The sequence below is a fragment of the Inquilinus sp. genome, assembly GCF_057815775.1.
In genome coordinates this window covers 1-14,590 of sequence record NZ_JBYRFX010000054.1, presented here as the reverse complement: position 1 = coordinate 14,590, position 14,590 = coordinate 1, and the positions used below count along the sequence as shown (strand labels likewise).

The following is a 14,590-nucleotide window of genomic DNA, read 5'->3' as shown; positions in this document are numbered from 1 at the left end:
GAATCTCGCCAATTGAAGGCGGATTGGGGGGCAGCGTCTCAGTCTCGCGAAGGGCCGCGATCAGGTGGTCGACAAACGCTCGCGCCGATGGCTTGGCGGCTCTGCCGCTTGCATAGACGGCGCTGAGCTCGACCATTCCTGCGTCCCATTCCGGTAACAGCCGAATGAGTTCTCCTGTTTCCAATTCCCGACGGCAGGCGCCGAACGGAGTCATGACGATGCCCAATCCCTCGACCGCCGCTGCGATGGCGCCCAGGCTTGCCCTGACCGTCAACTTGCCCTCGACCTGGAAAGCGGTCGCAGCACCCCCCTTGCGAAATGACCAGCTGCCGCCAAGGCTTGCGGGCCCCAGAATGATCGCGTGCCGGGCCAGATCCGTCGGTGTGAGAGGAACCCCGGCGCTGTCGAGGTAAGCTCGCGACGCGGCGAGGATCCGCGGCCATTCGAGAATTCGCCGCACCGTCGCCGTCGAATCGGAAAGAGGACCAAACCGAAGCGCGACGTCCACGCCTTCGGCCACGAGGTCCTGACGCTGGTCCTCCATCATCAGGTCGATCCGCAGCGCCGGATGCTGGCTCATGAAGACCGAAAGCCGCGGGATGACCTCCCGCACGGCAAAGTTCGTTCCCAAACCGATCCGCAACAATCCGCGCAGCTCTCCCGTTCCGCGCGCAGCATGTTCCGCCTCGTCAAGCTCGGCGAGGACAGCCTCGATGCGAGCCAGGAAGTCCTGGCCTGCGTCGGTCAGCGTCACGGCGCGCGTGGTCCGAACGAGAAGGGCGACGCCGATCTCGCGCTCCAGCGTCGCGATCGTCCGAGACGCGGTCGATTGTGGAATGTTCAGCTCCCGACCGGCCGCGGAAAAGCTTCCCTTGCGGGCGACCCGGGCGAACAGCCGAAGGGCGAAGAGCCGGTCGCTCATAGCGAAAGTGGATAACTGAAAGCCATTTTAACCGACTACGGCAGTCAAATGGAAAAGTCGATCTTCATCCGCGAAGCCCTGAGCGCCTTCGATGTGAGGGAACGTGGACTCTCGGCAGCATGGAGATCGAATATGCGGCGCAAGTTCCCTCTGGCCCTCGTGGTGGCCTTTGCGGCGTTCCCTCTCGGCAGCGCGATCGCTCAGGTCGGTGAAAGTGGCTACTCCCTGCCACTGGCACTCGCGGTGAAGGCGGCGACCAAGGCGATCGCAACCTGCGCAACCAACGGCTATCCGGTTTCCGCCGTTGTCGTCGACCCCTCGGGCGTCGTCAAACTCGAGGCCAAGGGCGACCACTCGACCATCCACACCACCACGGCAGCCTTCCGCAAGGCATACACGGTCGTGACGTTCGGGCCGATCTTCCGGTTCGACGCGTCGAGCGCATTCGCAGCGCTCGTCGCCAAAAATCCGAACGGCCCAGCGCTTGCGGCCCTGCCCGACATCGCACCGCTCGCCGGCGGGGTCGCGATCAAGGTCGGAGACGAGATCGTCAGTGCGCTCGGTGTTTCGGGTTCGCCGGGCGGCGACAAGGATGAGGCCTGCGCCCAGGCCGGCGTCGCAAGCATCAAGGATGATCTTGCGAGCCCACGGTGAATGCGACCGCCGTCGGACGTAGCCTGAGCCGGGCGATCCGGCCCTACGGGCTGCGGCGGATTTCGCGCACGCCACGGCCAAGCTTCCGGCGGAGCAGCACGCGCAGCGTCACGCCTTCGGCATAGCCGACTTCGGCGGCGATCTGATCGACGCTGGCCTGGCTGGTCTCGAGCAGGTGCACGGCGCGCTCGACCCGCAGATCCTGGAGGTATTCGAGCGGCGATTTGCCCAGCACGCTCTGCATCCGGCGCGCCAGCGTGCGCTTGCTGGTGGCGAGCGCCGTCGCAGCCTGGTCGAGCGAGAAGCCCTCGGCCAGACGTTGCCGCGCCCAGAGTTCGAACTTGTGCACCAGCGGATCGGTGTGGACCAGATGGCCAGGGATCGCATAAGCCGCCTGTGAGGTGCGCGCGTCGGCCACCAGATACTTTGCCGTGATGCTGGCCAGTTCGGGGCTGGCGCGCCGGATCAGGGTCAGTGCGAGGTCCAGATGACCGAGCGCTGCGCCGGCGGTGACCACCGCGCTGGATTCGACGATGAGCCGGGTCTCGACCAGTTGCACCTGCGGATAGCGCTGCCGGAACAGCGGGGCCAGCCACCAAGAGGTGGTGGCCTCTTCGCCGTCGAGCAGGGCGGCCTCCGCCAGCACGAAGGTGCCGACGCAGGCGGCCGCGGTCAGTGCGCCGCACCCCGACCATTGGCGCAGCACCGCGCCGGCTTCGCGCACCTCGCTGCTGGCCAGCGCCTGCACCAGCGGCTGCGGCATGATCTGGTTGATGGCAGGCATCACCACCGCATCCGGCGTCGACGCACGCGCTGCCGCAGTTACCGGCACGCTGAGGCCCCGCGCGGTTGTGACGGTCCGGCGCAGACCCACCACCTTCGTCTGGAAGCGCAGCGACGGCATGCCGGTCATTTCCGCCAGCATGTTGGCCATGCCGAAGGCGTCGAGCACCGCGGCCAGGCCGGTGTCAAAAACGCCGTTGAGGGCAAGGACATGGATTTTCATGGCAACCACGATATCAAAATCGACGAATTTGCCAATCTGGCACCACGGCCCCGGCTCCCCTTTGCCCATCCTGGGTCCCAAGCCAGAGGTCGGCGGCGAACCGGAAGGCGTATGGCTTGATTGGTATCAAAGTTGGCAATCCTGCCAATACATCCGGAACAGCTCCCCTTGTACGGTTCCGCCCGCTTTGAAGCCCTTAGCAGCCATCGAGCAGAGAAGAAATGATGATCAAGTGTGGATTGTTCGTCCGGCTTGAAGCCAAGCCGGGCAAGGAGCAGGCGGTGGCGGACTTCCTTGCCGCCGGCCTCGAACTGACAAACCGGGAGGAAACCACGCCGATCTGGTTCGCCCTCCAGCTCTCGCCGACGACGTTCGGCGTCTTCGACGCCTTTGCCAGCGAAACGGACCGCCAGGCACATCTCGCCGGCAACATGGCCGCGGCCCTGATGTCGCGGGTCGACGAAATGCTGGCAAGGCCGCCGTCCGTCGAGCACGTCGACATTCTGGCCATGAAGAACCGGCTGGCCTGATGTCTTTGCGCCCCACGGGCCCGGGGCGGGAATTCTCTTTGAAAACTCCTGGAGGCTGAGATGTCCATGTTGCGAAAGACGTCGGCGATTGCCCTCATGATGGCCATGGGCGGCACGGTGGCTCACGCCGAGACGAAGCCGGCCGCGAAAGATATCGTCATTGTCCACGGCGCCCTGGTCGACGGCTCCGGTTGGCGCGCCGTCCATGACATCCTGGTCAAGGATGGTTTCCATGTGACTGTCGTGCAGGAGCCGCTCACCGGCCTGGCCGAGGACGTCTATGCCACCAAGCGCGTCATCGACCAGCAGGCGGGGCCCATCGTGCTGGTCGGCCACAGCTATGGCGGCTCGGTGATCACGGAGGCGGGCGCCGACCCCAAGGTCAGCGCCCTCGTCTTTGTCGCCGCGCTACAGCCCGATGCGGGGGAGGCCAGCGGCCAGCTTCTGTCGAAATTCGCCGCGCCGAACGATGCCATGCGGGCCTCCACCAATCGGGCCACGCCGGACAAGTATTTCTTCATCCCGCCGGCGAAGTTCCACGCGACCTATGCCGCTGATGTCCCGGCGCCGGACGCCCAGTTCATGGCGGATTCGGAGCAGCAGCTTGCCGAGAAGGCTCTGGGCGCACCCATCTCCGTGGCGGCATGGCGAACCAAGCCCAGCTACGCCATCCTGACCACCCAGGACCATGTCATCAGCCCTGAGCTTCAGCGCTGGATGTATCAGCGTTCGGGCGCCAAGGTCACCGAAGTGGCCGCAAGCCACGCGGTCTTCATCTCCCAGCCGGACGCGGTCGCCCAGGTGATCGAGACGGCTGCAAAAGCAGGCGATTAACCAGTCATCACTCCGCCGATCACCTCTTTCGTCTGAGAGCGCACATGCTTTGCCGTCCACCGACGCGCAAGGCATGTGCGCCTGACGGGCAACGCGCCCGAACCGCCGGAGCATGACATGGCCGTCGTCCCCACCCCCGATCCGGCTGCGGCCGAGCGCTGGTATCGCCGCCATGCCGGGCTGCTGCGCATCACGCATTGGATCAATGCCTGCTGCTTCTCGCTCCTGCTGATGAGCGGGTTGCAGATCTTCAACGCCCATCCGGCGCTCTATGTCGGCAACCGCTCCGATTTCGACCATCCGGTCCTCTCGATCCCGGCACAGCCGTCGGAAAACGGCCTCGTCGGAGAGACGGTGATCCTCGGCCATGCCTTCGAGACGACGGGCCTGCTCGGCGTCTCGAACGAGGACGGGCAGGTCTCGCCGCGGGCCTTCCCAAGCTGGATCACGATCCCGAGCTACACCGACCTCGCGACCGGGCGGCGCTGGCATTTCTTCTTCGCCTGGCTGCTGGTGCTGAATGCTCTGGTCTATCTCGCCTGGGGCTCCGCCAGCCGGCATTTCGGCAGGGATCTTCTCCCCAGCCGCAGGGAGCTTGGCCATGTCGGCAGGGAGGTCCTCGACCATCTGCGCCTGCGCTTCCCGCGCGGCGAGGCGGCGAAGCGATACAATGTGCTGCAGCAGCTCGCCTATCTCCTGGTCGTCTTCGGGCTGTTCCCGCTCATGATCCTCACCGGCCTCACCATGTCGCCCGGCATCGACAGCGCCGTGCCGCAGCTTCTCGTGCTGTTCGGCGGGCGCCAGACGGCGCGGCTGATCCATTTCGTCACCGCATCGGGCCTGGCGGTCTTCGTCATCGTGCATCTCGTCATGGTGCTGATCTCGGGCGTCTGGAACAATCTGCGCTCGATGGTCACCGGCTGGTACGATCTCGGCAAGCCGGGGGCGACCGATGTCCGGTGATCATCTGCATCGCCGCGGCCTGCTGAAGGCCCTTGCCGCGGTCGGCGGCCTCGCGGTGTCGGGCTGCGACCGCCTCGCGAGCGAGCCGCGCTTCCGTTCGATCCTCGATGCCGCAAACAGCCTCACCTACAGGGTGCAGCGCCTTCTCATCGGGGCTGATCGGCTCGCGCCCGAATACAGTGAGGCCGACATCTCGCCGGCGTTTCGCGCCAATGGCTCGACCGACCCGCAGGACGACGAATACCTCAGTCTCGTCGACACTCATTTCGCCGATTGGCGCCTCAGGGTTCACGGCCTGGTCGAGCACGAAGTGTCGCTGTCGCTCGATGAGCTGCGCGCCCTGCCCGCGCGCACCCAGATCACCCGGCATGATTGCGTCGAGGGCTGGAGCTGCATCGGCAAATGGACCGGCGTGCCGCTGGCGGAAATCCTGTCGCGCGCAGGCGTCAGGCCGGAGGCCCGCTTCGTCGTGTTCCATTGCGCCGATACCCTGGATGATGGCGGCGACGACACCGATCCCGAGAGCATCCGCTATTACGAGAGCATCGACCTGATCGATGCCGCGCATCCGCAGACGATCCTGGCCTATGACATGAACGGCACGCCGCTGACCGTCCCCCACGGCGCGCCGCTGCGGCTGCGCCTCGAACGGCAGCTCGGCTACAAGATGGCGAAATACGTCATGCGCATCGAGCTGGTGCGGAGCCTCGCCGATCTGCATGGCGGCCGCGGCGGCTACTGGGAAGATCGCGGTTACGAGTGGTATGCAGGGATCTAGGGTGCTTCCTCTGGCCCAAAGCGGGCGCACCGCCGATTGTTTCGGTCTGGCGTCACCTGTCAGCGGCTCGATCAATCCAGTTGTCACCCATCCATCAAGGAGATCCCTCTCATGTCCGACATCACCCTCTGGGGTTTCGACGGATCGACCTATGTGCGCACGGTCAAGATGCTGCTGGCAGAGAAGGGCGTCACGCAGATCAACCAGATCCCGCTCAATGTGCTGACGGGTGAGCCGAAGGCGGCCGAGCATCTGCAGCGCCATCCTTTCGGCAAGGTGCCCGTTCTTGATCACGACGGAATGCGGCTCCTGGAGACGTCGGCGATCACCCGGTATCTCGATGACGTGCTGCCCGGCAGGTCGCTGATTCCGACGACCCCCAAGGATCGCGCCCGGATGGACATGATCATCGGCATCATCGATTCCTACGGCTACGGTGCGTTGATCGGCGGCGTCGCGGCCTTCCATCTCTTCCCCGATTTCGTCGGCGGCAAGAATGAAGCGATGCGCAAGGACGGCATCGAGAATGGTCGCAAGGTCATCGAGCTCGCCATGAAGGCCAAGGACTCGTCGCCCTTCATCGCGGGCGAGCTGAGCATTGCCGACCTCTACCTCGCGCCGATCGCCTTCTATGTCGCGCTCACGCCGGACCAGGACGTCGTCTTCGACGTCGATGGCTTTGCGGATTGGTGGACGAAGATCCAAGCCATGCGGAGCTTCAAGGAGACGCAACCGGATCTCGGTTGATGCGGGAGTTCCCTGGACAAGACTCCGGGCGCAATCGGCGGTCGCTCATAGCACCGATGGATAACTGAAAGTCATCTTCACCGGCTGCTGCGCTGGAATGGAAATGCCCACCTCGCGTTCACGGGCAGCGGACCATCCGCGACCGGGAAATATCAGGAGACAAGGATGAGCAGCGAAAGGAAGGTCGCCGTCATCACCGGCGCCTCGCAGGGCACGGGCGCAGCCCTTGTCGAAGCCTATCGCGATCGCGACTACGCGGTGGTCGCGACGGCACGGTCGATCGGGCCAAGCCACGATGACCAGATCCTGGCGGTGCCCGGCGACAGTGCCGACCGGAAGACGACCGAACGAGCGAATTCCGAAGGCCTGGCCCGGTTCGGGCGCATCGATACGCTCATCAACAACGCCGGCATATTCGTCGCCAAGCCGTTCACCCAGGATACTGAGGCCGATTACGCGGCCGCGCTGGGCGTCAACCTCACAGGCTTCTTTCACATCACGCAGCTCACCATCGGAGAGATGGAGAAGCGGCGCAGGGGCCATGGCGTCCAGATCACGACGAGCCAGGTCGAACACGCGAACACCCAGGTGCCGTCCGTTCTCGCCTCGCTGACGAAGGGTGGCTTGAGCGCCGCGACGAAATCGATGGCGATCGAGAATGCGAAGCTCGGCATCATCAAGACACCGATGCATGCCGTCGAGACCAACGCGCAGCTCGCCAAGATGCACCCGCTTGGCCGGATGGGCGAGATCTCAGACATCGTGGGCGCGATCCTCTATCTGGAATCGGCGGGCTTCGTCACGGGCGAGACCCTTCACGTCGATGGCGGCCAGAGTGCGGGCCATTGAGCAACCTCACCTGTCGCGACCAGGCCCCGCAAGGCATCCAGGCGCCTGGGCTCTTCATGAAGGACGACACGATGAACCGACTTGAGAAAGTGCTGTACACCGCGAAGGCCCACACCACCGGCGGGCGTGCCGGCGTGTCCCGCAGTTCCGACGGCCGCCTCGAGGTCAAGCTGTCGCGGCCCGGCAGCCCGGGCAGCGGCACCAACCCCGAGCAGCTCTTCGCGGCCGGCTGGTCCGCGTGCTTCGATTCGGCGATGGAGTTCGCGGCGCGGACCATGAAGATCACGTTGCCGGCGGATCACGCGGTCGACACCGAGATCGATCTCGGTCCCGAAGGGGGTGCCTTCAGCCTGGCGGCCCGCCTCTATGTGAGCCTGCCGGGGATGGAGCGCGCGACGGCGCAGCGCCTGGTCGAGGCGGCGCATCAGGTGTGTCCCTATTCGCGGGCAACGCACGGGAACATTGCCGTCGAAACGACGCTGGTTTGAGGCCGTCTCGATGAGAGCAGACAGTGACCGACTGATAGGTGAATAGCCATGATCTATGAATTGCGGATCTACCGCTGCGTGCCGGGGCGCCAGCCGGCGCTGCTGTCGCGATTCGAGCACGAGACGCTGCGGATATGGGAGAGGCACGGCATCCGCCAGACCGGGTTTTGGACCACGCTGATCGGCAACAGCAGCCAGGAGATCACCTACATGCTCGCCTGGGACAGTCTGGCCGAGCGCGAGAAGCGCTGGGGCGCTTTTCTCGCCGATCCCGAATGGACCGCGGTGGTCGCCAAGACCGAGAAGGATGGCCAGCTGGTCGAGACCATCAACAGCCAGCTGCTGGCGCCAACCGCGTTTTCTGCCGTGACGTGAGATCCCGGATCCGCGCACCAAAGGAGGAACACCATGGCAGTGCACGCCACACCCGCCACATGCGGCGTCGATCACGTCGGTTTGAGCGTCGGAGATCTTGAGAGCACCCGACGCTTCTTCTGCGATTGTCTGGGGTGGCGCGTCGTCGGCGAGCGGCCGGACTATCCCGCGGCATTCGTCTCTGACGGCCACCAGATTGTCACCCTATGGCGGGTCGAGGCGCCGGACCGAGCGGTCGCGTTCGACCGGCGCGTCAATGTCGGCCTCCATCATCTCGCCCTCGCAGTCGCCGATCGGGCGGGATTGGATGCCTTGTATGACCGCGTTGCCGGCTGGCCTGGCGTTGTTGTGGAGTTCGCTCCTGAGCTCTCGGGCAAAGGGCCGAAGATCCATTTCATCGTGCGCGAGCCGAGCGGGCTTCGGATTGAATTCGCCTTTGACCCGCGCATCGTGCGGCTAGGTTCGTGACAAAAATCGCCTGATACGACACATGGCAATGACCGGTCTGGAGGCTCGCGAGGTCGACCACGATGTCCGCTCCGGGGAAGGCTGAATGGCCTTCAAATGTCCGCAGAGGGGACGAACCGGAAATCAGGACCAGCATCAGACGATTATCCCGCCCCCGGGGCACCCAGGCTATCGCCTCCGGAGATCGGCGACGATGACCCGTCGCCGATCTTCGTGTCTCCTCAGGCCGTCTTCGCCGCTGGGACTGCGACAGGCGCTGGAGCCGCGGCTTTCCGGGCCCGGGGCTTATTGGCCGGGACGGCTGCGGCAACTGGTGCCGGTGGCACGCTCGTACGCCGGGTGCCAAGGCCGATCGTCTTGGCCAGGGCGCTGCGCTGCTGCGCATAGAGGGGTGCGACCATCGGGTAGTCCGCCGGCAGCCCCCAGCGCTCACGATACTGCTCCGGCGTAATGCCATAGGCCGTCGAGAGGTGGCGCTTCAGCATTTTGAGCTTCTTGCCGTCCTCGAGGCAGACCAGGTATTCGGGCGTGATCGATTTCTTGATCGACACCGCCGGCTGCGGCCGCTCCGGCTCACTCGGCACTGCCGCCCTGCCGAGGGACTGCAGCGATCCATAGACCTTGGCGATCAACGCCGGCAGGTCATTCGGCGCCACGCTGTTATTGGCAACATGCGCGGAGACAATCTGCACCGTCAGCCGCCGCGTTTCATCGATTTCCGCGGCCGTCGACGTCACGGTGCCGGTCTCGTTCATTCAGAAAACTCCATCATGTGGAAGCCGGGCAGAATACCAAAGTTCGCCCAATACAGCTTGAATATACGAGACAAGCGAGTGAAGCAATAGCGCCGCCTTTGGAGTTTTATTCTTTTGCACTGCGGCGGGCGGTCGCGTTTGTTAACTCTTGAACTATCCCTCTTGCAGCAGCTTCTCGGTAAAATTCCCCTGCCATAAACTCGAATGCCGCCGGTAGCCTCGCGCCGTCGCCGCATTCTTCCAGCGCCCATGCTGCATCGCCTGCTCCAGCGGCACGCCCTTGAGGTCGGCGGCGGTCATCATGCCCGCGCGCAGACTGTGGGCGGAAAACGCAGCGGGATCGAGGTCCGATAGTCCAATCACCCGCTTCACCAGCCGGGCGACGGTCTTCGGGTCGATGTGCTGCAGCCGGCCCGCCCGGTCGGGGATCAGGTGGCCGCCGCGATCGATGCGGCAGAACAGGGCGCCAGGGGTGTTGCCGCGGGCATCGAGCCAGGCGCGCAGCGCCGTAACCGCGCAGATGGGCGACGCCGGCACGGCCCGGATGCCGACGTCGGCGCCCTTCCGCTCCTGGTCGGTCTTGGAGCCGGCGACGAAGAGCACCAGCCCGTCGGCCGAGAGCGTGGCGTCGCGCAGATCGAAGCTGGCCAGCTCCGACCGGCGGAACCCTCCAGCGAAGCCGACCAGCAGCAGCGCCCGGTCACGCAGCCGCCGGGCATGGTCCGGCCCCGGTTCGCGGTCGATCACCAGCATCGCGGCCCGCAGGTTTCCTTCGAGCAGCGCCGCCTTCTTCTGCCGCTGCGCGCCCTTGGTCCGGCGCAGGCCCTGCAGGAACGTCTGGAAGGCGCCCTCGCCGATCGTGGCGTCCTCGAGGTCCAGCGCAAAACCCAGCCGCCGGCGGATGGCCAGCACCCCGGCGCGACGCAGCTCGATCGTCGACAGCGAACGGGTGTCGGCCAGGGCAGTGAGATGCAGCACCAGCCAGCGCGCATCGGCCACAACCGGGTCCAGGTTGAAGCCGAGGCACCACACGCTCCACTGCCGCCAGGCCGTGCCGTAGGCCCGGCGCGTGTTGGCAGAGTGCGCGGCGTCGACCAGCTCGTCGGCCCGTGCCGCAAGCAACTGGATCTCGGCGATCTGGCTCGGCGAGAGGTCCGGCAGCCCCTCCCCTCCCCCGCCGGCAATCAGGCTGCTGCCGATCCCGACCGCATCGCCTGCAATCATGCTGGCACTCCGAGGTGCGGACCGGCGAGGAAGCCCGGGCGGGCCGCGTCGGGCACGTCGACACCATGATGGTCGATCATCAGCGCCCGGAACCGTTGCCAGTCCTCCTCGCCGGTACGGCCATGGCTGCAGGCCAGGCACTGTTCACCCTCCGCCAGCTGCGCCGCGACGGGATGATGGACATCGATGCCGAGCCTGCCAAAGCGGCCGATGCAGTGCCCCGTATCATCATTGACCCAGACGGCATTGGCCGAAGAGAGGACCTCGTGGGTCGGGACAAGGGGACTCATGGCTGGTGGTCGCCGGTGGCAGGCGAGCGAGGTGCGGCCCGCCGCTGACGCTCGGACTGACCGGCATCGTAGCCGCGCCGGTATTCGTCATGGCGGCCGGACAGCCACAGCGCGGACCAATTTGGCGTCAACCCAGCCCGGGCATAGGGCAGGCCGCTGTCATAGGCCGGTCTCGGCCGCATCGAAACCATCGCTTTCTCCTGGGTCGAATTCTGCATCAGTCCGGATCCCGACAGGGCTGCAGCGCGACATCATCGGGATCGACGCCGTTGGCGATCGCCATGGCGCGATAGCTCGGATACAGCGCGACCGGGCTGGTGATCTTCTGCAGCCGAAGCCGACCGGCCCGGGCCGCCAGGCGTGCGCCGAGATTGTGGACCGCGCCGCGCAGGGCGAATCCCGCACAGCCGAACTCCCGGCCCTCCGGGCTCTTGTGGCAGGCGAACTGGATCTGCGCCATGTCGTAGGCGGTGGCGGCCAGGTCGCGGAAGCGATCCGCCGGGAAGCGCCCGGGCGCGACATCGGTCCGCCACGGGCACTCGGCGCAGGGGCTGGCCTGGTAGCATTTCATGGGCGGGGCGCTCCGGCGTCTTGCCCGGCACCGGACTGGGCGCCGGCGCGCGGGGCCCGGGCAGCCGGGCCGATGCCAATGGCGGCATTGGCGAGGGCGATCATCGCCGTCACGGCCGCGGCCGCCTGGTCGGCTTGCACGCCACGGGTGCCGGCAGGGCAGAGCCGCAACACCCGGCGGCCGCGGTCATCCTCGATGACGGTTGCGGCCGTGAGGCCGTTCGTACCGAAGCTCGCCGGGATGTCGGCCGTTGCCCGCCACGGCAGCTCAGTTGCATCCCTCACCCGCTCCTCCCACTCTGCCAGCCCAAGCCTTGCCCCCTACCCCGCCACATCGGGACACCAATGCCGGCGCCTTGCCTCCCAGGCCGCGGGCCCGGGTTGCCAGACCACCGCCAGCCCCTCGCGCAGCAGCACCTGCCCAGGATCCTCGCCGTTGACGCGGAGGCGGACCAGCGGCCGACCATACCGATCGCGGTCGCCGGATTCGAGCAGCACCATCGGCCCGGTCGCGAGCAGCGCGGCCAGCCGGCGCCTGCCAGCCGGCGCCTGGCGGCGGCGCCGATCTCGGCTTCCCGGGCGCAGCGGGGATGGAAGATCTCCGGCGCGTCGATGTCGAGGAGGCGCATTCGGGTCCCGTGCACCCGCACCGTGTCGCCATCGACCACCCGCGCCGACGTCGACGGCATGGCCCAATCCCAGGACGGCACCGCCAGGGCGACAGCCACGCAGGCCGACAAGGCACAGGCGCCGCTCAGGGTCGCGGCCATCGGCGCATTCCCGCGGGTCGAGGCGCTGCCGGATTGTCCGGGCCGTGGTGTCGCGGCGCGCTCATGCGCCCCGCCCGGCGCCAGCGTCCCCCAGTGCCCAGGAGGTCGGCGTGCCGATGACCACGCGATGCACCGCCCGGGCTCGCTCCAGCCGCAGCAGCGCGGTGCGCACCGCCGGCGTCTTCTCCTTCAACCCGTAAGCGATGTCGGCAGTCCAGACCGCGCCCTCGCGCTGGGGGCGGGTGAGATAGGCGACGATGCGCTCGGCCAGCGGATCCAACGGCGTCGCGGTCATGGCGCCGCGCCGGCGACGCCGGCCAGCCGCACGGAGGCCACCCGGAGGTGCGAGAACAAATCGTGGCGCCAGGCGTCGTGGTCGACCCAGGCGCCGGCGGCGTCGCGCAGCACCCAGAGATCGGCGAAACCGTCGCCGTTCGGCGCGATGCCGTCCTCGCGGCGCATGGTGAAGCGCAGCGCGCCGCCGGCGTCGTGGATCGTGTAATGGCCGCCGGGATGTTCGAGCGCGTGCATGGCCTGCCTCCGATCGCGGCCATCAAGGCCGACGATGACGATTCTACCCGACCCGGGCGGCCCGGAAAACCCCTGCAATGCCCGATAAGCGCCCTTATCGGGCATTGCAGATGGAGGCCGATCGCGTGGATGATTTCCACCATATAGTGCTGTCAGCGGTCCCATTCCCATTATAAAGTTAATGCGCGAAATAGCTTTCGCCTGGAGCCGTCCCGATGCCGCCCTTCCCCGCCTTCGAGCCCGAGCACATCCGCCTGGCAGAACAGCTCGCCTTCGCCCTCGGCCGGCTCGACCGCGAACTGCGCGGCCACCCGCTCGCCGAGGCCTGGAGCTTGCGCGCCACCATGCTCGCCGGCGCCACCGCGGCCGAGGACAGCGGCCTCGGCGTCGACCGCGGCCGCCTGCTCGCCGCCGCGGCCGGGCTGCCGATCGCCGTGTACCGGGAGGATTTTGGGATCCCGGCGGCGCTGCGCCACATCCAGGTCCAGGGGGCCTGGTTCGCCGCAGCGGCACCGCGCTCGGCCGAGGACCTCGCCCGACTGGCCGGGACCGGCCCGGTCGCCGAACAGCTCGGCCCCGCGGTGCGCGAAGGTTTCAGCTGGGTCGCCGACAGCCTGCCACCCTGTCTGGAAGCGCTCGCGGCGGCGCCGCCGGGCCTGGTCGGCGCCCGTCAGGGCGCCTGGGGCTGGGTCCGGGACGGCGGCGGCCGAGGCGTCGTCGGCGATCCGATGGCGCTCAGCATCGCCTTCCCCCTGGCGCTGCAGGCCCAGGGGGTTTGTGCACGGCCCCTGCCCGGCCTGTTCCCCCGGCTGCGGCCGCCGCGCCCGGCGGCGCGCTGGTTCCGCCTCGCGCTCGAGGATCTGATCGCTCGACTGAGCCTGGCCACCCAGCTGCTGCATGGCCTGGAGCGGGCGCGGCACGGCTTTGCCCAGGCGGTCGCGGGCGCGCGCTCTTCCTCCCGCCTGCCCGCGGTGGCCGATCTCGCCCTGACCGCGCCGGCGATCGCCGCCCCCGCCGTCGTCCGCCATCTCACCCGCCTGGCGCGCCGCGGCGGCCCTCTCGGCAGGACCCGGCCGGAGACCGTGGTGGCACGGAAAACAGCCATCTCCGCCGCCGGCGCCGGCGCCCTGCTGCGCCAGCTCGCCGCCTCTGGCTGGCTGGTCGAGCTCACCGGCAGCCGTACCCATCGCGCCTATGTGCCGCGCGACCTCGCCGATCTAGGCATCGATGTCCAGCCAGCGCGGCTGCGACCGCCACCCGGGCGCAAGCTCGAGGAGGAGGCATTCGAGATCCCTCCCCTACCCTCGCCCGGCGAGCGAAAGGCGCCGCTGGAGGTGGATTACACGGAGGTGTTTACGGAACTCCGCTTGGTCGAAAGCCGAATCGAGGCCCTGCTCACCGATATGCGCCTCGGCCGCAGGGTGGCGACGGAGGGAAGCGACATCGTGTGACCGACGTGCCAGCCCCCGGCCTCTAAAGGGAGCCGGCAATCTCGGACGCGGAAAGCGGTTGTTGTCGCTGAGGCTGGTGGTCGGCCGGATCCATTTGTCGGTATTGTTCCAACGATGCTTGGGGCAGTTGTGGCCTGCAAATTTTTTGCATCTGGGGGATTCGCACGATTCGTGGTTTGTTCTAGACTCTTCCCATGCCCATTCGCCCTCAGCATCGCTTCCTCTATCCGATCGACTGGCCCGCGATCTCGGAGTTCGTGCGTTTTAAGCGCGCCAAGGGTCGGTGCGAGAAATGTGGGCGCCGACATGGCGACAAGGTTCGACAACTCGCCGACGGTCGCTGGTTCGATGTGGAGCGATCCTGCTGGAGGACGGACCTGGGGCA

The 14,590-nt window shown here is 66.9% G+C and carries 22 protein-coding genes and 1 pseudogene; 12 read left to right on the top strand and 11 right to left on the bottom strand.

Annotated features, from left to right (window positions below; all coding sequences use genetic code 11):
* Nucleotides 1-922, bottom strand: a 922-nt coding sequence (locus tag AC3XYG_RS02270) for a LysR family transcriptional regulator (protein ID WP_489138192.1), incomplete at its 3' end; no start/stop codon positions are given.
* Between the two features lie 48 nt (nucleotides 923-970).
* Between AC3XYG_RS02270 and AC3XYG_RS02265 the strand changes: the two genes are divergently transcribed.
* On the top strand, nucleotides 971-1,576 hold the full coding sequence (locus AC3XYG_RS02265) for a GlcG/HbpS family heme-binding protein (RefSeq protein WP_489138191.1): 606 nt from the start codon (nucleotides 971-973) through the stop codon (nucleotides 1,574-1,576).
* 43 nt (nucleotides 1,577-1,619) lie between these two features.
* Here the strand turns inward: AC3XYG_RS02265 and AC3XYG_RS02260 are convergent, their stop codons facing one another.
* Nucleotides 1,620-2,651: a GlxA family transcriptional regulator gene (locus tag AC3XYG_RS02260; RefSeq protein WP_489138190.1), complete on the bottom strand. Its 1,032-nt coding sequence runs from the start codon at nucleotides 2,649-2,651 to the stop codon at nucleotides 1,620-1,622.
* Between the two features lie 152 nt (nucleotides 2,652-2,803).
* Between AC3XYG_RS02260 and AC3XYG_RS02255 the strand changes: the two genes are divergently transcribed.
* The 9 genes from AC3XYG_RS02255 (at nucleotide 2,804) to AC3XYG_RS02215 (ending at nucleotide 8,614) form a co-directional block, all read left to right on the top strand.
* The gene (locus AC3XYG_RS02255; protein WP_489138189.1) at nucleotides 2,804-3,112 is read left to right on the top strand and encodes a putative quinol monooxygenase; all 309 of its coding nucleotides are present in this window, start codon (nucleotides 2,804-2,806) and stop codon (nucleotides 3,110-3,112) included.
* A gap of 105 nt (nucleotides 3,113-3,217) precedes the next feature.
* The gene (locus tag AC3XYG_RS02250) at nucleotides 3,218-3,946 is read left to right on the top strand and encodes an alpha/beta fold hydrolase (protein ID WP_489138188.1); all 729 of its coding nucleotides are present in this window, start codon (nucleotides 3,218-3,220) and stop codon (nucleotides 3,944-3,946) included.
* A gap of 117 nt (nucleotides 3,947-4,063) precedes the next feature.
* Nucleotides 4,064-4,909 (top strand): cytochrome b/b6 domain-containing protein, encoded by an 846-nt coding sequence (locus AC3XYG_RS02245; protein ID WP_489138187.1) that lies wholly within the window; start codon nucleotides 4,064-4,066, stop codon nucleotides 4,907-4,909.
* Entirely contained in the window at nucleotides 4,899-5,687 is a 789-nt protein-coding gene (locus AC3XYG_RS02240; protein WP_489138186.1) for a molybdopterin-binding protein, read from the top strand. The genes AC3XYG_RS02245 and AC3XYG_RS02240 overlap by 11 nt, the downstream gene beginning before the upstream one ends.
* 111 nt (nucleotides 5,688-5,798) lie before the next feature.
* Nucleotides 5,799-6,434 (top strand): glutathione S-transferase family protein, encoded by a 636-nt coding sequence (locus AC3XYG_RS02235; protein ID WP_489138185.1) that lies wholly within the window; start codon nucleotides 5,799-5,801, stop codon nucleotides 6,432-6,434.
* A gap of 165 nt (nucleotides 6,435-6,599) precedes the next feature.
* Entirely contained in the window at nucleotides 6,600-7,283 is a 684-nt protein-coding gene (locus AC3XYG_RS02230; RefSeq protein ID WP_489138184.1) for an SDR family NAD(P)-dependent oxidoreductase, read from the top strand.
* The gene (locus AC3XYG_RS02225; RefSeq protein WP_489138183.1) at nucleotides 7,280-7,771 is read left to right on the top strand and encodes an organic hydroperoxide resistance protein; all 492 of its coding nucleotides are present in this window, start codon (nucleotides 7,280-7,282) and stop codon (nucleotides 7,769-7,771) included. The genes AC3XYG_RS02230 and AC3XYG_RS02225 overlap by 4 nt, the downstream gene beginning before the upstream one ends.
* A 48-nt stretch (nucleotides 7,772-7,819) precedes the next feature.
* Nucleotides 7,820-8,146, top strand: coding sequence for an NIPSNAP family protein (locus tag AC3XYG_RS02220; protein ID WP_489138182.1), 327 nt, complete (start codon nucleotides 7,820-7,822; stop codon nucleotides 8,144-8,146).
* A 33-nt stretch (nucleotides 8,147-8,179) separates the two neighbouring features.
* On the top strand, nucleotides 8,180-8,614 hold the full coding sequence (locus AC3XYG_RS02215) for a VOC family protein (RefSeq protein WP_489138181.1): 435 nt from the start codon (nucleotides 8,180-8,182) through the stop codon (nucleotides 8,612-8,614).
* Between the two features lie 221 nt (nucleotides 8,615-8,835).
* Here the strand turns inward: AC3XYG_RS02215 and AC3XYG_RS02210 are convergent, their stop codons facing one another.
* From AC3XYG_RS02210 to AC3XYG_RS02170, 9 genes are all read right to left on the bottom strand, one after another.
* Nucleotides 8,836-9,369: a Ros/MucR family transcriptional regulator gene (locus tag AC3XYG_RS02210; RefSeq protein WP_489138180.1), complete on the bottom strand. Its 534-nt coding sequence runs from the start codon at nucleotides 9,367-9,369 to the stop codon at nucleotides 8,836-8,838.
* 153 nt (nucleotides 9,370-9,522) lie between these two features.
* On the bottom strand, nucleotides 9,523-10,593 hold the full coding sequence (locus AC3XYG_RS02205) for a tyrosine-type recombinase/integrase (RefSeq protein ID WP_489138179.1): 1,071 nt from the start codon (nucleotides 10,591-10,593) through the stop codon (nucleotides 9,523-9,525).
* Nucleotides 10,590-10,883: a hypothetical protein gene (locus AC3XYG_RS02200; protein ID WP_489138178.1), complete on the bottom strand. Its 294-nt coding sequence runs from the start codon at nucleotides 10,881-10,883 to the stop codon at nucleotides 10,590-10,592. Before AC3XYG_RS02200 ends, AC3XYG_RS02205 begins: the two co-directional genes overlap by 4 nt.
* Entirely contained in the window at nucleotides 10,880-11,065 is a 186-nt protein-coding gene (locus AC3XYG_RS02195) for a hypothetical protein (protein WP_489138177.1), read from the bottom strand. The genes AC3XYG_RS02200 and AC3XYG_RS02195 overlap by 4 nt, the downstream gene beginning before the upstream one ends.
* A 35-nt stretch (nucleotides 11,066-11,100) precedes the next feature.
* Nucleotides 11,101-11,454: a DUF6283 family protein gene (locus tag AC3XYG_RS02190; protein ID WP_489138176.1), complete on the bottom strand. Its 354-nt coding sequence runs from the start codon at nucleotides 11,452-11,454 to the stop codon at nucleotides 11,101-11,103.
* Entirely contained in the window at nucleotides 11,451-11,738 is a 288-nt protein-coding gene (locus AC3XYG_RS02185; RefSeq protein ID WP_489138175.1) for a hypothetical protein, read from the bottom strand. The genes AC3XYG_RS02190 and AC3XYG_RS02185 overlap by 4 nt, the downstream gene beginning before the upstream one ends.
* 36 nt (nucleotides 11,739-11,774) lie before the next feature.
* On the bottom strand, nucleotides 11,775-11,954 hold the full coding sequence (locus tag AC3XYG_RS02180) for a hypothetical protein (RefSeq protein WP_489138174.1): 180 nt from the start codon (nucleotides 11,952-11,954) through the stop codon (nucleotides 11,775-11,777).
* Between the two features lie 330 nt (nucleotides 11,955-12,284).
* Nucleotides 12,285-12,518 (bottom strand): hypothetical protein, encoded by a 234-nt coding sequence (locus AC3XYG_RS02175; RefSeq protein WP_489138173.1) that lies wholly within the window; start codon nucleotides 12,516-12,518, stop codon nucleotides 12,285-12,287.
* Nucleotides 12,515-12,754 carry a hypothetical protein gene (locus AC3XYG_RS02170; protein ID WP_489138172.1) on the bottom strand — a complete coding sequence of 80 codons (240 nt, stop codon included), beginning with the start codon at nucleotides 12,752-12,754 and terminating at the stop codon, nucleotides 12,515-12,517. The genes AC3XYG_RS02175 and AC3XYG_RS02170 overlap by 4 nt, the downstream gene beginning before the upstream one ends.
* Nucleotides 12,755-12,969: 215 nt before the next feature.
* On the opposite strand from AC3XYG_RS02170, the gene AC3XYG_RS02165 reads away from it, so the two are divergent.
* Complete coding sequence (locus tag AC3XYG_RS02165; RefSeq protein WP_489138171.1) at nucleotides 12,970-14,205, top strand: hypothetical protein; 1,236 nt, start codon at nucleotides 12,970-12,972, stop codon at nucleotides 14,203-14,205.
* Between the two features lie 194 nt (nucleotides 14,206-14,399).
* A pseudogene (locus tag AC3XYG_RS02160) lies at nucleotides 14,400-14,590 on the top strand (hypothetical protein); the annotation flags it as partial.

Coding starts and splice junctions, on each gene's coding strand:
- AC3XYG_RS02265 (WP_489138191.1), top strand. CDS start 971: ATGGAAAAGTCGATCTTCATCCGCGAAGCCCTGAGCGCCTTCGATGTG.
- AC3XYG_RS02260 (WP_489138190.1), bottom strand. CDS start 2,651: ATGGGCAAAGGGGAGCCGGGGCCGTGGTGCCAGATTGGCAAATTCGTC.
- AC3XYG_RS02255 (WP_489138189.1), top strand. CDS start 2,804: ATGATGATCAAGTGTGGATTGTTCGTCCGGCTTGAAGCCAAGCCGGGC.
- AC3XYG_RS02250 (WP_489138188.1), top strand. CDS start 3,218: ATGGGCGGCACGGTGGCTCACGCCGAGACGAAGCCGGCCGCGAAAGAT.
- AC3XYG_RS02245 (WP_489138187.1), top strand. CDS start 4,064: ATGGCCGTCGTCCCCACCCCCGATCCGGCTGCGGCCGAGCGCTGGTAT.
- AC3XYG_RS02240 (WP_489138186.1), top strand. CDS start 4,899: ATGTCCGGTGATCATCTGCATCGCCGCGGCCTGCTGAAGGCCCTTGCC.
- AC3XYG_RS02235 (WP_489138185.1), top strand. CDS start 5,799: ATGTCCGACATCACCCTCTGGGGTTTCGACGGATCGACCTATGTGCGC.
- AC3XYG_RS02230 (WP_489138184.1), top strand. CDS start 6,600: ATGAGCAGCGAAAGGAAGGTCGCCGTCATCACCGGCGCCTCGCAGGGC.
- AC3XYG_RS02220 (WP_489138182.1), top strand. CDS start 7,820: ATGATCTATGAATTGCGGATCTACCGCTGCGTGCCGGGGCGCCAGCCG.
- AC3XYG_RS02215 (WP_489138181.1), top strand. CDS start 8,180: ATGGCAGTGCACGCCACACCCGCCACATGCGGCGTCGATCACGTCGGT.
- AC3XYG_RS02210 (WP_489138180.1), bottom strand. CDS start 9,369: ATGAACGAGACCGGCACCGTGACGTCGACGGCCGCGGAAATCGATGAA.
- AC3XYG_RS02205 (WP_489138179.1), bottom strand. CDS start 10,593: ATGATTGCAGGCGATGCGGTCGGGATCGGCAGCAGCCTGATTGCCGGC.
- AC3XYG_RS02200 (WP_489138178.1), bottom strand. CDS start 10,883: ATGAGTCCCCTTGTCCCGACCCACGAGGTCCTCTCTTCGGCCAATGCC.
- AC3XYG_RS02195 (WP_489138177.1), bottom strand. CDS start 11,065: ATGCGGCCGAGACCGGCCTATGACAGCGGCCTGCCCTATGCCCGGGCT.
- AC3XYG_RS02190 (WP_489138176.1), bottom strand. CDS start 11,454: ATGAAATGCTACCAGGCCAGCCCCTGCGCCGAGTGCCCGTGGCGGACC.
- AC3XYG_RS02180 (WP_489138174.1), bottom strand. CDS start 11,954: ATGGTGCTGCTCGAATCCGGCGACCGCGATCGGTATGGTCGGCCGCTG.
- AC3XYG_RS02175 (WP_489138173.1), bottom strand. CDS start 12,518: ATGACCGCGACGCCGTTGGATCCGCTGGCCGAGCGCATCGTCGCCTAT.
- AC3XYG_RS02170 (WP_489138172.1), bottom strand. CDS start 12,754: ATGCACGCGCTCGAACATCCCGGCGGCCATTACACGATCCACGACGCC.
- AC3XYG_RS02165 (WP_489138171.1), top strand. CDS start 12,970: ATGCCGCCCTTCCCCGCCTTCGAGCCCGAGCACATCCGCCTGGCAGAA.